Annotated in this window: 16 protein-coding genes; 12 read left to right on the top strand and 4 right to left on the bottom strand. The window is 41.6% G+C overall.

Annotated elements, in window-relative coordinates:
- The first annotated feature begins 79 nt into the window (after positions 1 to 79).
- The 6 genes from CSV61_RS11155 (at position 80) to CSV61_RS11135 (ending at position 4,693) form a co-directional block, all read left to right on the top strand.
- Entirely contained in the window at positions 80 to 1,600 is a 1,521-nt protein-coding gene (locus CSV61_RS11155; protein WP_099639275.1) for a sodium-dependent transporter, read from the top strand.
- Entirely contained in the window at positions 1,601 to 1,735 is a 135-nt protein-coding gene (locus CSV61_RS16615) for a MetS family NSS transporter small subunit (RefSeq protein WP_233193587.1), read from the top strand.
- Between the two features lie 309 nt (positions 1,736 to 2,044).
- Positions 2,045 to 3,010, top strand: coding sequence for a lipoyl synthase (gene lipA, locus CSV61_RS11150; RefSeq protein WP_083032970.1), 966 nt, complete (start codon positions 2,045 to 2,047; stop codon positions 3,008 to 3,010).
- An 18-nt stretch (positions 3,011 to 3,028) separates the two neighbouring features.
- Entirely contained in the window at positions 3,029 to 3,382 is a 354-nt protein-coding gene (locus tag CSV61_RS11145) for a YutD family protein (protein ID WP_099639355.1), read from the top strand.
- A 97-nt stretch (positions 3,383 to 3,479) separates the two neighbouring features.
- Entirely contained in the window at positions 3,480 to 3,926 is a 447-nt protein-coding gene (locus CSV61_RS11140) for a DUF86 domain-containing protein (RefSeq protein WP_099639274.1), read from the top strand.
- Positions 3,923 to 4,693, top strand: a complete 771-nt coding sequence (locus CSV61_RS11135; RefSeq protein ID WP_099639273.1) for a TIGR01457 family HAD-type hydrolase — start codon at positions 3,923 to 3,925, stop codon at positions 4,691 to 4,693. Before CSV61_RS11140 ends, CSV61_RS11135 begins: the two co-directional genes overlap by 4 nt.
- Positions 4,694 to 4,948: 255 nt before the next feature.
- Here the strand turns inward: CSV61_RS11135 and CSV61_RS11130 are convergent, their stop codons facing one another.
- Positions 4,949 to 5,185: a YuzB family protein gene (locus CSV61_RS11130; RefSeq protein WP_083032962.1), complete on the bottom strand. Its 237-nt coding sequence runs from the start codon at positions 5,183 to 5,185 to the stop codon at positions 4,949 to 4,951.
- A 138-nt stretch (positions 5,186 to 5,323) separates the two neighbouring features.
- Between CSV61_RS11130 and CSV61_RS11125 the strand changes: the two genes are divergently transcribed.
- A complete protein-coding gene (locus CSV61_RS11125) occupies positions 5,324 to 6,391 on the top strand; it encodes an NAD(P)/FAD-dependent oxidoreductase (RefSeq protein WP_083032959.1) in 1,068 nt (355 codons plus the stop codon).
- A 153-nt stretch (positions 6,392 to 6,544) separates the two neighbouring features.
- Here the strand turns inward: CSV61_RS11125 and CSV61_RS11120 are convergent, their stop codons facing one another.
- On the bottom strand, positions 6,545 to 6,871 hold the full coding sequence (locus CSV61_RS11120) for a YuzD family protein (RefSeq protein WP_099639272.1): 327 nt from the start codon (positions 6,869 to 6,871) through the stop codon (positions 6,545 to 6,547).
- Positions 6,872 to 6,954: 83 nt separating this feature from the next.
- Between CSV61_RS11120 and CSV61_RS11115 the strand changes: the two genes are divergently transcribed.
- Positions 6,955 to 7,194 carry a NifU family protein gene (locus CSV61_RS11115; protein ID WP_029054424.1) on the top strand — a complete coding sequence of 80 codons (240 nt, stop codon included), beginning with the start codon at positions 6,955 to 6,957 and terminating at the stop codon, positions 7,192 to 7,194.
- Between the two features lie 60 nt (positions 7,195 to 7,254).
- On the opposite strand, the gene CSV61_RS11110 is transcribed toward CSV61_RS11115, so the two are convergent.
- Complete coding sequence (locus CSV61_RS11110; RefSeq protein ID WP_099639271.1) at positions 7,255 to 7,959, bottom strand: DUF2225 domain-containing protein; 705 nt, start codon at positions 7,957 to 7,959, stop codon at positions 7,255 to 7,257.
- 120 nt (positions 7,960 to 8,079) lie between these two features.
- Here CSV61_RS11110 and CSV61_RS11105 point away from each other — a divergent pair, with 120 nt between their 5' ends.
- The 3 genes from CSV61_RS11105 to CSV61_RS11095 all read left to right on the top strand — a co-directional run bounded on the left by CSV61_RS11105 (position 8,080) and on the right by CSV61_RS11095 (position 10,442).
- Positions 8,080 to 8,445 carry a HesB/IscA family protein gene (locus CSV61_RS11105; RefSeq protein ID WP_099639270.1) on the top strand — a complete coding sequence of 122 codons (366 nt, stop codon included), beginning with the start codon at positions 8,080 to 8,082 and terminating at the stop codon, positions 8,443 to 8,445.
- Positions 8,446 to 8,681: 236 nt separating this feature from the next.
- Positions 8,682 to 9,896 (top strand): NAD(P)/FAD-dependent oxidoreductase, encoded by a 1,215-nt coding sequence (locus CSV61_RS11100; protein ID WP_099639269.1) that lies wholly within the window; start codon positions 8,682 to 8,684, stop codon positions 9,894 to 9,896.
- Between the two features lie 219 nt (positions 9,897 to 10,115).
- Entirely contained in the window at positions 10,116 to 10,442 is a 327-nt protein-coding gene (locus tag CSV61_RS11095; protein ID WP_083032946.1) for a YuiB family protein, read from the top strand.
- 246 nt (positions 10,443 to 10,688) lie between these two features.
- Here the strand turns inward: CSV61_RS11095 and CSV61_RS11090 are convergent, their stop codons facing one another.
- Positions 10,689 to 11,165, bottom strand: coding sequence for a divergent PAP2 family protein (locus CSV61_RS11090; protein WP_083032943.1), 477 nt, complete (start codon positions 11,163 to 11,165; stop codon positions 10,689 to 10,691).
- 156 nt (positions 11,166 to 11,321) lie between these two features.
- On the opposite strand from CSV61_RS11090, the gene CSV61_RS11085 reads away from it, so the two are divergent.
- A complete protein-coding gene (locus tag CSV61_RS11085; protein WP_099639268.1) occupies positions 11,322 to 12,836 on the top strand; it encodes a leucyl aminopeptidase in 1,515 nt (504 codons plus the stop codon).
- Positions 12,837 to 12,863 lie beyond the last annotated feature (27 nt).

Genomic DNA, 12,863 nt, shown 5'->3' with positions numbered 1-12,863 from the left:
TAAATGTACAGAACTATAGTTATCAGAATAAATCGAAATGTAATAAGTTTTGTAAAATAACAAAAAAGAGGTGAGTTGTATGGAAAATCGTTCACAGTGGGGAACGAGAGCAGGTTTTATACTGGCCGCGGTCGGTTCAGCTATAGGGCTCGGAAACATTTGGCGCTTCCCTTATGTTGCGTATGAAAACGGAGGCGGCGCATTTTTTATCCCGTACTTATTTGCCCTTTTAACAGCTGGTATCCCGATTTTGATCATGGAATTTACAATTGGTCATAAATATCGTGGATCTGCTCCACTTTCATTTTTCCGGCTGAATGGGAAAAAGACGGAGTTTCTAGGCTGGTGGGGGATCTTTGTATCTTTCGTCATTTCTACTTACTATGCTGCCATCATCGCATGGGCTATGAAATATACGGTCTATTCATTTGGCTTATCCTGGGGGAAAGATCCAGAAGCATTCTTCTTCGGGGACGTCTTGAACTTAGCGGATAATCCTGGAGAAGTCGGAGGACTCGTTGGAGGCGTGGCATTGCCATTGTTGCTCGTCTGGGTCATTTGTTACATTATCCTACTTGGTGGAGTCAAGAAAGGGATTGAGTTGGCGAATCGGATATTTATACCTGTACTATTCTTACTTTTCTTATTCGTCGTCATCCGTGCAATCACACTAGACGGAGCTATGGTAGGGCTGGATGCATTCTTCAAACCGGATGTCGATAAGTTACTTAACCCGCGTGTATGGGTTGCAGCGTACGGACATATCTTCTTCAGTTTATCGATCGCATTTGCTATCATGATCACGTATTCTAGTTATTTACCGAAGAAATCAGATATTACCAATAACGCCTTTATTACAGGCTTCGCTAACTCTTCAGTTGAGTTACTGGCAGGTATTGGAGTTTTCGCGGTGCTAGGATTCATGGCAACTAGTCAAGGAGTAGATGTAGCAGACGTAGCTACTGCAGGTGTAGGGCTAGCATTCGTCGTATTCCCTGAAATTATTAATCAAATGCCAGGATTAAACGGTTTGTTCGGCGCATTCTTCTTCTTGTCATTAACGCTTGCTGGAATTACATCACTCATATCGATTTGTGAAACGTATATTGCAGGTATGTCAGACAAATTCAACATATCCAGACGTCGTTCGGTTACGATCGGTATCGGGCTGTCGGCAACCATTTCTATGCTATATGCAACAAACGGTGGTTTATACTTCTTAGACGTAGCAGATTACTTTATTAACCAATTTGGTATTGCCGTGATTGGTCTAGTTGAAGTCATCTTACTAGCTTGGGTTTTCAGAAAACTTGGATTGTTCGAGCAACATGCCAATGCAGTATCAGATATTCGTCTAGGCTGGTGGTGGAAAGTATCGCTATCATTCATCACACCATTAGTATTAGGTACTATGCTATTCTTCTTAATTAAAGATAATATCGCAGAAAACTATGAAGGCTATCCAACATCCTTCTTGTGGACGATTGGTTGGCCAGTAGCGATAGGGGCATTTGTCATGTCGATCGTCTTCACATCATTGAAGTGGAAAGACAACACAAGAATCACATCAGATTATGATGAAAATAAAGGGGGGCTATAAATGGATACAGGAATGAGCGGTTCTGCAATCCTCATGATGCTAGTCGGAGTGATGATCATCTGGGGCGGTCTATTTATCAGCATCTTTTATGCTACGATCCTCAGTAAGTTTAAAAAGAAATTCAAAATCGAATAGTACACGATATACACTTGTAGCCAGATAGATGGTTGCAAGTGTTTTTTGTCGCCTTTCGATTAGGAACAATTGGCATAGTACGTTGAAGTTCGTAAGTTGAAGAGATATGTAGTAGTGTTTTTGACCTGAAACTTACATCAAGTAAAGTAGCGTAACAAAATCACGCAGTTACTACGATGAAATCTCGAGCGAGTCACTAGGTCATCGATTTATATCACTCCTGTCGGCTTAGCTCAAATCAATTGCTATCTATAATTGAAGGTTATCTGAATTTATGTTACATTGACATGAGTAGAATCTATCAACAGAATGGAGTCGGTAGCGTTGTCATGCAAACCTGAGACGGGAAGAAAATCTGAGCATATTAGAAAGCCAGATTGGCTGAAAATTAAGCTTAACACCAACGAGAACTATACAGGTTTAAAGAAATTAATGCGCGAGAAAAACTTGAATACTGTATGTGAAGAAGCGCGTTGCCCGAATATTCATGAGTGTTGGGGAGAACGACGTACAGCTACATTTATGATCCTAGGGGCCGTATGTACACGTGCATGTCGTTTCTGTGCTGTGAAGACTGGTTTACCTAATGAACTTGACACTGCTGAGCCGGAACGCGTAGCGGAGTCAGTTGAATTAATGAACTTGAAACATGCCGTGGTCACTGCCGTAGCACGCGATGATTTAAAAGACGGAGGATCTGCTATTTTCGCGGAAACCATTCGTGCGATACGCAGAAAAAATCCATTTACTACTATTGAAGTACTCCCTTCGGATATGGGTGGAGATAAAGAAAACTTGCAACGTTTGATGGATGCAAAGCCAGATATTTTAAATCATAATATTGAAACCGTACGCCGTCTAACTCCGAGAATTCGTGCACGTGCAACATATGATCGTTCACTTGAATTACTTCAACGAGCAAAAGAAATGTATCCTGAGATCCCGACGAAGTCTTCATTGATGGTCGGACTCGGCGAAACAGTGGAAGAAATTATTGAGACAATGGATGATCTTCGTGCACACGACGTAGATATCATGACAATTGGTCAATACTTGCAACCGACAAAAAAACACGCTAAAGTAGTGAAATATTATTCGCCCGATGAGTTTGGTGAATTGCGTAAAATCGCAATGACTAAAGGATTCTCTCATTGTGAGGCGGGGCCGCTTGTGCGTTCAAGCTACCATGCAGACGAGCAAGTTAATGCTTCGGCTAAAGAGAGACAGCGCCAAGGTGACGAACTGCTGAAACTTGAAGGACAAGCGAGCAGTTAAATGGAAGTGAACGAGAAAATGATTATTTTAGAGAATATGCAATATGAAATTACAGAAGAGTTTCGCGATGGGTTCGATGAGGAAGCCTTGAATGAACGCTTTAGCGAAGTGCTGTTAAAGTATGACTATATTTTGGGTGACTGGGGATATGGTCAATTACGATTAAAAGGCTTTTTCGAAGATCGTAATTCCAAATCTACATATGAAACCAAAATCAGTACCGTCCAAGATTATATTTATGAATACTGTAATTTCGGTTGTGCGTATTTCATCTTGAAAAAGATTGGAAAAGTAAAAGTAGAGCAAACAGAAGTAGAAGTTGTAGAGGAAGTACAGCCTGAAGTAACATCTACTCCAAAAAATGAACATTAAAAATGAAAGCTTCGAGCAAAATTGCTTGGAGCTTTCATTTGTTTTGCAATAAATATGGTAAGATAGAAGTATGAAGTATAGGAGGAGGAAGAACAGTATGTATTTTGTAGATCAAAATCAGATCAATAAAACATTAGCGTATATGGAGCAGTTACTCGATATTTTTGAGAAGGAAACGAACTGGCTACAAGGCGATGTAAATAAGCTAGCTGTAGAGCGAATTGCGCATGGCTTGATTGAAGGAATCATTGATGTAGGAAATTCCATGATCGACGGATTCATCATGCGTGACCCTGGAAGTTATGACGATATTATTGATATCCTTGAAGATGAAAAAGTCATTCAAACTGAGCAAGCTCTCCCTTTAAAAGCATTCATTTCATTACGACCAATGATTGTTCGTCAATTCGTAGAAGTGGATTCAGATAAAGTAGTACAATCTATTTGCGATACACGTAACGAACTACAACAATTTCCGGGACAAGTTCGAGATTACTTAATGAATGAATTAGGCCCAGTCTCAGCGTTTCTTCCGACTGAATGATGAGACATTATAAAGCGTATTGCTTTGATTTGGATGGCACAATGTATCGCGGTAATGAACCCATCCAAGAAGCTGTAGATTTCGTTGCAGCGTGCCAAGCTCAAGGTAAAGGGACGTATTTCATTACGAATAACGCGGCTTTGACACGTACTGCTCAACAGAAGAAATTAGCGGGTTTTGGTGTGCATACAGAAGCCGATTTCATCATGAATTCTGCGACGACATTGGCTCGCTATTGCAAGCAGCATTTTGAAGGCGCGCGTGTCATGATGATTGGTGAAGAAGGTTTGCGTGAAGCGCTAGAACTCGAAAATATCCAGATCACCACGACGAATCCTGATGTCGTCTTAATGGGGCTTGATCGCCAAGTTACATACACTAAACTCGCGGATGCTTGTTTGGCGATACGTAACGGCGCTCATTTCTTAGGTACCAATCAAGACATCAAATTCCCGACTGAAAAAGGATTGGTACCCGCTAATGGTTCTTTCCTTAAGTTGATGGAAGTGGCGACTGATAAAAAGCCACTCATCGTAGGAAAGCCAGAGCCGCATATGCTGGAGTTTATCCGACAGCAAGGGATGTACGAAAAAGAAGACATGATTTTGATTGGCGATAATTATGATACGGATATTATGGCGGGTATTCGCTATGGTATTGATACAGCGTATGTCGCAACGGGCGTCACACCTATGGAAGATGTGCTGAAGAAGGCGCAGCAACCTACTTATTTGCTGAACTCGCTTGCGGATTGGCTGAAGTCATGAGGAGCTGTCTAAGAAGCCGTAATGTTACGGCTTCTTGAGATAGCTTTTTTGTTGTATTGGAAAGCCGTAAAAGAATAGGCTGTTGGGCTAGGCATGAGGACACGGCAAAGCGTCTGCTAGCTGGATCTTACATCTTATCGCACTCATCCATTATCTTATATTTGCAACCGTCCACAGATCTTGACTGAATCCTATACAAAAAAGGATGCCCTAAAAGCATACTAGCTTCTAAGACACCGCATAGGTTTATTTTTATTAGAAAAGGGGATTATCTTCAATGAACTGATAAATTTCCTTTGTCAATTCATCCGCAGTATCCGCTTCAACAAGTTCACCATTTACAATTGCGTATAACGTATCACTACATTTCGTACAATAGCTCAAGCAGCCGTATTCCAGTACGTCGATGTTTGGATCACGCTCCAATGTTTCGAATACGGGGTAGGCACCATTTGCCAAATTACTCATACAAAACTCCACGATGGGATTCATCTTTCTCACCTCGCCTACTAGAAATGGTACTCTTTTTTTACAAAAGCGTCAATCAACATGACATATTGTGAAAGTTATCACAAACTGCTATAATGGCAAATGAGATGCATAAGAAAATAGACATAGAAGGAGAACATTATGAGAAAATTACTATTACTAGGTGCCGGCTATGGTAACATGAGAATTTTATTGCGTTTGCTAAATAAAGAATTACCAAGCGATATTGAAATTACACTTGTCGATAGAACCTTATTCCATAGTTTGAAAACAGAATTTTATGCGCTTGCAGCAGGAACCGTTTCTGATTCCGATGTACGCGTTGCGATCCCTGTTCATGACCAATTGAAAGTAGTCGAAGGCGAGATTCAAGAAATTAAGCTCGAAGAAAAAGAAGTGTTGTTAGCAGATGGTCAAGCACTAGCATATGACGAATTAGTCATCGGACTAGGCAGTGAAGATAATTACCACAACGTGCCTGGAGCTGCTGAACATACATTGAGTATACAAACAATCGGCAAATCTCGCAGGACGTATCAGACGTTACTAGGATTAGGTGATGGAGCGACAGTAGGAATCGTTGGTGCGGGACTGAGCGGAATCGAATTAGCAAGTGAATTACGCGAAAGTCGTCCGGACTTGAAAATTAAATTATTCGACCGCAGCCCGCGTATTTTACGTGACTTCCCTGAACGATTGAGTAATTTCGTAAAAGGTTGGTTTGATCAGAATGAAGTAGAAGTCGTGGCGAATTCCAACATTACTCAAGTAGGCGAACATATTCTGTATAACCATGAAGAGACCATTGATGTAGATGCAGTAGTTTGGACGGCTGGTATTAAGCCAGGCAAGGTCGTGGACGATTTAGTCATTCAGAAAGACCGTTCAGGCCGTATCGTACTCAACCAATATCACCAAGTCCCAAGTAACCGAAACGTTTACGTAGTCGGAGACATTGCCGCGCTTCCACACGCACCAAGCGCTCAATTGGCAGAAGTGCAAGGGGAGCAAATCGTTCAAGTACTACGCTCGACTTGGAAAGGTGAGCCATTAATGCTTGAAATGCCGGAGCTAAAACTAAAAGGTTTCATGGGGTCGTTAGGAAAGAAACAAGGATTTGCGTACTTGGCAGATCGTACCGTGACAGGAAGAATCGCCCGTCTAATGAAATCCGGCTTGCTATGGATGTATAAATGGCATAATGGTTAATTATCCATATCTATAAGTCACTTCCATGAAGTGGCTTTTTCTTTAGTTATATATGTATAATGCGGTAATTGGATACAAAAAAGCGGTCAATTCGACGTAGAATGACCGCTTCAATGAATGGATTGTTCTCAATTAATCCATCAAATTATCAATTTATCCTGCTTGATAACCATGATTTTCTAAGGCGTTAAAAACAGGCTTCAGTTGAATATGACCTTCACCGATCATTTCGTTATTAATCATGACGAGCGGATAAAAATACTCGTCTACACGAATTTTCTCGACAATTTCTTGCTGCCGTGATTCTTCTACTTCTTGATCAATATCAATATACGTAATAGTAAATGGTTGTTCAGGGTACTTTCTTGATATGGCCGCCTGGAGCCATTCATACGTATCTTTGGAAGAAGGTGCATTTACACAACTGGCACAGATGATTTCTGCTCCATATACTTCAATTGTAACTGGTGTTTGCGACATATTAATCAAACCTCCGATTCATTATTGGATTTTTTCTGCTTGGCAGTTTATAATAAGTATAAGGAAAGGAGAGTGTGATTACAATGACAACAGATACTAAATTATATGAGCCGGTAAAAGAAGTGCTAGATAAATTGCGCCCATTCCTCTTGCGTGACGGAGGAGACTGTGAATTAGTGGACATTGACGAAGGAATTGTAAAGCTGCGACTTTTAGGAGCATGCGGAACTTGCCCGAGTTCGACGATTACATTAAAAGCAGGTATTGAACGTGCACTACTTGAAGAAGTACCAGGCGTAGTAGAAGTAGAACAGGTTTTTTAATTTCATTAAATAAAAAAGCCGTGCAATGAAGTATGATCTTCTTTGCACGGCTTTCATTATTCAGCTAGTTTTATGGACGGTTTCTGCATCACGAATCTCCTGCCATCGATCTTTGGCCATTTGGATGACTGTAGGTTCAGTCGATCTATTTTGCGCTTCAATTACACGTGAAAAGTTTCGAATTGCTTCTGCACGATCATGAATGCGCCAAGATAATTCTGCAATAATGTATTGCACACGAGTTTCAGACATTTGAGTTCCCATATAATCCCCTTCAGAAAATGCACGGATGTACAGGTCACGAGATACTTCTAGATAACGCATTTCTTTTGGGCGGTTTTCATCCTGACGATAAATCCAAGCTATACGCAACATCATCCCTGCCATCGTTAAATGTTTTTCTTTTTTAAAGTTGGCACTTAAATAAGCTAATTTGTAGGCTTCCACTGCTTGCTCCTTCGTCCGTTCGCCTCCAAATGAGCGACTACGCCATTTGGCTGTGATGTTTTTAGCGATCATCTCTGTTGTGCCTGGCGCGAAGTACGGAGCGAAATCATCAGTGAATGCAAAACCGCAAGATGGACAAACAGCTACATTATAAAAAATAGGATTAACTTCCTTATCTATATAAATAGGTCTAAAATCGCTATCATGATCAACTACCCTTACTTGGCGAGAACGAATTTTAGTAGTAGGAAAATGCTCTTTACACAGTAAGCATTGCATCTTTTTCTCGTAAAATGGGCTGATTTCCACTAGTATCATTCCTTTCTGTCCTAAGTCTTATTATACATTAAAATAGGCCTAGTAGGGGGACTATTTGTTTGCATTGTGATGAAAAAGATTGATATGATAAAAAGAAAACGTGGAAAGTGAGTGGTATTGATGACAAACACAGTAGAGATTACAGAAGCGGCAGCATTTCACGTGCAGAAAATGATGACTCATAACGAAGAAGAAGGATCTTTCTTGCGCGTTTCCGTCAAAGGCGGAGGTTGCACAGGGTTAACATACGCTCTTGGTTTTACCCAAGAAAAAGAAGACGATGACATCTCGTATATTGCTCACGGAGTTCCGGTAGTAGTAAAAGAAGAAGATGCAGCTGTTCTTGTAGGTACAAAAGTAGATTATAAAGAATCTCTTATGGGTGGCGGCTTCACCATCGACAATCCGAATGCGATTGCCAATTGTGGTTGCGGAACTTCATTTAGAACCGCTAAAAAGGCTGGCGCACCTGCCGATTGCGAATAAATCTACCCATCTTAGCCGAGCAAGATGTGGTGAAATTATAGACATGACAAATCACTAGTCTAAATTGATTATTTGCATAATAATAATTCTGTTGAAATACGCGCTCAAAAGGTCTACTATAAGTAATGAAAGTAAGATTCTATTCATATCAAACTAAATGCCGGCACTGCAAAACCAAGTAAGATTGATTTTACACGTTCTCGGCGTTTAAGAAATTAAAAGGTGGTTCGATTTACGTGAAAAGACCAACAATCTTAGTATTGGGTGCAGGTTACGGTGGCTTGATGACTGTTGTGAATTTGCAAAAGTCATTAGGTGCAGATGAAGCAGATATCGTTCTGATTAACAAAAATGACTATCACTATGAATCTACATGGTTGCACGAAGCGGCAGCTGGAACATTATCTCCAGAACAAGTACGCTATGATATTTCTAGTGTAATCAATAGTAATAAAGTAAAGTTCATCGAAGCAGAAGTTACTGGCATCGATGTCGCGACAAAAAGCGTAAAAACAAACCTTGGTTCACACACATATGATTACCTAGTAATCGGCCTTGGTTTCGAAGGAGAAACTTTCGGAATTCCAGGTTTGGACAAATACGCATTGTCTATTGCCAATGTGAATGCAGCTCGTCACATTCGTGATCACATGGAATATCAATTCGCTACATGGTCTACTGAAGAAGTAAAAGACGATAGCCGTCTAACTATCATCGTAGGTGGAGCAGGTTTCACAGGCATCGAATATCTAGGTGAGCTAGGAAACCGTGTACCTGAATTATGTAAGGAATATGATGTGCCAGCCAAAAAGGTTCGCATTTTATGTGTAGAAGCAGCTCCAATGGTATTGCCTGGTTTCGATCCGGAACTTGTGGAATATGCAGTGCGTCAATTGGGCTCAAAAGGTGTAGAGTTCTCTATCGGTACACCGGTTGTAGAAGCAACTCCTGAAGGCGTGAAGATTAAAAAAGGCGAAGATGAGTTTGAATTCATCAAAGCCGGTACGGTTGTATGGGCTGCTGGTGTCCGTGGTAACCATCTGATTGAAGAATCTGGCATAGAAAACATGCGTGCTCGTGTAAAAGTCGAGAAAGACATGCGTGCGCCAGGATTCGACGATGTATTTATAGTAGGTGACTGCGCATTGATGATCAATGAAGCCATCAACCGTCCATACCCACCAACTGCACAAATCGCTATGCAACAAGGTGATATGATTGCTAATAATATCATCGCATTGATGAAAGGAAACCCAACAAAAGAATTCGTGCCGGATTTAAAGGGTAGCGTTTGTTCTTTAGGTGATTCCGATGCGATTGGTGTAGTATTCGATAAAAAAGTGACGGGTACAAAAGCATCATTCATGAAGAAAATGATCGACAACCGTGCACTATTCATGATCGGTGGTCTAGGGTTAACGATTAAAAAAGGTAAATTCAACGTGCTATAATAGGTACAGAAAAGCACTCGCAGAAGCGAGTGCTTTTTGTGTGCAACAAAATAGGCAACAAGTCAACCGTGGAAGTAGCTTAGGCAAGGAAATTCGTCTGTCAAATTTTAAAAATTCATGACATCTGAGAAGAACGTTCTGTGTACTCTGTCTCATTCTATTGAAAGCCGTCTCTTCATCCTGTAAAATGTTGAGGTGATGAACTGGAGGTTAGCAAGCATGCAAACTATATCCATAGCACAAGTGATGCTATCGATCTTGATATTTATCGTTATGTTTTTCGGTATCGGCTTTTTATTGAATATGCTGTTACGTATGACGTGGCTTATGGCTATTATTTATCCGATTATCGTGATTTTTATTATTGATGATGTGCCGATGTATGAATACATTACGAAGCCTAGTTTTGCTTTTAGTGAGCTGGGGGCGAATTTGATGTCGCTACATGCAGTGGATATCGTGATTTTGGCGAGTGGTATGGTCGGAGCGATTATCGCAGGTTTTGTAATGAAGGTTTTACGCAAGATGGGGTATCAGATGTTTTGATACTCTTTGCTAGGCCTGGATATGAAAAAAACGGAGCTGGACAGGAAGTCGTGTGTTACGACATCTTGTGACAGTTCCGTTTTTGCTTTTTAAAAGAAAATGAAAGATTGGTAAGAGAAAGGCACCATTCATTCTACTATCTTGTGTGACGTGTAAAAATTCCCTCATAATAATCGAACGGATGCGATAATAGCGGTAGTCTCATTGCGAGAGAAACCTGTAAGCGTCGTAGTGAAGTTGAAGACGTTACAATATAACCGTATACGTAATAATCGAAATGAGGATACCTGTTAGGGCTCCGAAGAATACTTCGTTAGGTTTGTGGCCAAGTAGAGTTTTGAGTTCTTGGATTTTTGCGTCGTTGTCTTTTTTAGGCCAGTCTTTCAAATCGCTGACGAATATTTGGAAGTCTGAGCGCATTTGGTTGATGATCAAAGCTTGTTGTCCAGCTTGGTAGCGGATCCCCGTTGCGTCGAACATGACGATGACCGCGAAGATAGCGGATATGGCGAACAATGGCGAGTCCAAGCCAGCTTCGAATGCGATGGCGGTTGTGAGTGCAGTGACTGCTGCTGAGTGAGAGCTGGGCATGCCGCCTGTAGATGTCATGAGACCGAAATTGAGTTTACGTGTTAATAAAAAATGAATAGGAATTTTTACAAATTGGGCAAATAAGATGGCGAATAGCGCTGCGAGGAGCGGTATGTTTTCAAATATAGCCAAGTGATTCCACTCCTTTACTGTCAGTAGTTTAGCAATCAGTATAACATAATTTGGATCTACTCGTTATCCAACGAACAATTATTTGTAGTTGGAAGTGCTAATCTGACTAGTCTATACTAGTAGGGGGAAGGCGTAAAGAAAAGGGGAGGAACACACATGATACACGTAGAAACAGCATCCGCAATGGATCAAAAGGAAGTAGAAGTACTGATTGTAGGTATACCCGATCATCCAGAAAATGTAGAAGGCTTCGATACGTTCGTCGACTCTTTCCATCCTTCATTGTCAGACTGGATCAAATCACATGACGTGCAACAGAAATTTAAGGTGATCACTAAAATGCCTGCGTTATCAAAGCAAAGTTACGAACGCGTATACTTTGTCGGTATTGGCAATCAGAAACGGCTAACAGAGCAACCGTTGCGTGAATTATTCGCCGAGGTAGGTAAACAACTACACAAAGACCGTGTGCGCACTGTAGGCGTCTGGACAGCCCCGTTCTGCAATGAAGAGATTGATAGTGAGGACGTTGCGTTCCTGGCCTCTGAGGGTATAGGAATGGGCTCCTACGCATATGAGGGATTCAAGACATCTTCCAATGAAGTGGATGTCCGACTAACTACTGTGACATTCATCACGACGGAAGATGAAGAACGTGTCACTGCTGCTGGAGAAGTGGGCATGATTTCCGCACATGCAGTGAACGAAGCCCGGACGCTAGTCAATGTCCCGCCCAATCTATTAACGCCAACTAAGATGGCGGAGTATGCACGAGAATTAGCGGAGAGCTATGACTTGGAAATCGATGTTCTAGGTAAAGCGGAAATGGAAGAGCTCGGTATGGGGGCAATTCTTGCGGTCAATCAAGGTTCAGTAGAAGAGCCCAAACTCATTGTGCTGAAGTACCAAGCGACAGAACAATGGGAAGATGTCATCGGCTTAGTCGGTAAAGGAATTACGTACGACACTGGTGGCTATTCGTTGAAGCCTAAAGACGGCATGGTGGGCATGAAAGGCGATATGGGAGGCGCGGCAGCTGTACTCGGCGCTATGGCGATCATAGGGGAGTCACGACCGAAGAAAAACGTCATTGCGGTCATTGCGTCTTCTGACAATATGATTTCTGGTGAAGCGTTCAAGCCGGACGATGTCATCACGTCTTTAAGCGGCAAGACAATTGAAGTATTAAATACAGACGCAGAAGGCCGATTAGTATTGGCTGATGCGGTGACATATGCAAAACAAGCAGGCGCTGAGTACTTAATTGATGTAGCCACACTAACAGGTGGTGTCATTGTAGCACTCGGTCATGATAAAACGGGTACTTTAACAAACGATGAAGCATTTTATAAGAAATTCCAAGAAGCGGCAGATGAAACAGGCGAATTCATATGGCAACTACCGTTAACAGAAAGTGATCGGAAGCGGATTCGCAAAAGTGATGTCGCAGATGTAAATAACTCACCAGGACGGGATGGCCATATGATTTTCGGAGGTGGTTTCGTTGGAGAATTTGTAGGGGATACGCCGTGGATTCATGTAGACATTGCGGGTACATCTGATGCAGCGAGTCCACATGTGCTCGGCCCAAAAGGCGCTACGGGTGTTATGGTGCGTACATTGGCAACCTTTGTAGAGCGATTAGCTGCTGAAGCAGAACAACAACACTAAATCTATATAGGCGCTTTCCCCAGACCT

Origin of the sequence: Sporosarcina sp. P3, from assembly GCF_002743415.1 — a bacterium.
GTDB lineage: Bacteria > Bacillota > Bacilli > Bacillales_A > Planococcaceae > Sporosarcina > Sporosarcina ureae_A.
Note: the sequence above shows the minus strand (reverse complement) of the source record. Positions and strands in the feature narration are given on the sequence as shown.

Excerpts from the sequence above, each read along its gene's own strand:
- CSV61_RS16615 (WP_233193587.1), top strand. The coding sequence starts at position 1,601 with ATGGATACAGGAATGAGCGGTTCTGCAATCCTCATGATGCTAGTCGGA.
- CSV61_RS11140 (WP_099639274.1), top strand. The coding sequence starts at position 3,480 with ATGTATTTTGTAGATCAAAATCAGATCAATAAAACATTAGCGTATATG.
- CSV61_RS11155 (WP_099639275.1), top strand. The coding sequence starts at position 80 with ATGGAAAATCGTTCACAGTGGGGAACGAGAGCAGGTTTTATACTGGCC.
- CSV61_RS11085 (WP_099639268.1), top strand. The coding sequence starts at position 11,322 with ATGATACACGTAGAAACAGCATCCGCAATGGATCAAAAGGAAGTAGAA.
- CSV61_RS11125 (WP_083032959.1), top strand. The coding sequence starts at position 5,324 with ATGAGAAAATTACTATTACTAGGTGCCGGCTATGGTAACATGAGAATT.
- CSV61_RS11105 (WP_099639270.1), top strand. The coding sequence starts at position 8,080 with ATGACAAACACAGTAGAGATTACAGAAGCGGCAGCATTTCACGTGCAG.
- CSV61_RS11095 (WP_083032946.1), top strand. The coding sequence starts at position 10,116 with ATGCAAACTATATCCATAGCACAAGTGATGCTATCGATCTTGATATTT.
- CSV61_RS11130 (WP_083032962.1), bottom strand. The coding sequence starts at position 5,185 with ATGAATCCCATCGTGGAGTTTTGTATGAGTAATTTGGCAAATGGTGCC.
- CSV61_RS11120 (WP_099639272.1), bottom strand. The coding sequence starts at position 6,871 with ATGTCGCAAACACCAGTTACAATTGAAGTATATGGAGCAGAAATCATC.
- lipA (WP_083032970.1), top strand. The coding sequence starts at position 2,045 with ATGGAGTCGGTAGCGTTGTCATGCAAACCTGAGACGGGAAGAAAATCT.
- CSV61_RS11115 (WP_029054424.1), top strand. The coding sequence starts at position 6,955 with ATGACAACAGATACTAAATTATATGAGCCGGTAAAAGAAGTGCTAGAT.
- CSV61_RS11135 (WP_099639273.1), top strand. The coding sequence starts at position 3,923 with ATGATGAGACATTATAAAGCGTATTGCTTTGATTTGGATGGCACAATG.
- CSV61_RS11110 (WP_099639271.1), bottom strand. The coding sequence starts at position 7,959 with ATGATACTAGTGGAAATCAGCCCATTTTACGAGAAAAAGATGCAATGC.
- CSV61_RS11145 (WP_099639355.1), top strand. The coding sequence starts at position 3,029 with ATGATTATTTTAGAGAATATGCAATATGAAATTACAGAAGAGTTTCGC.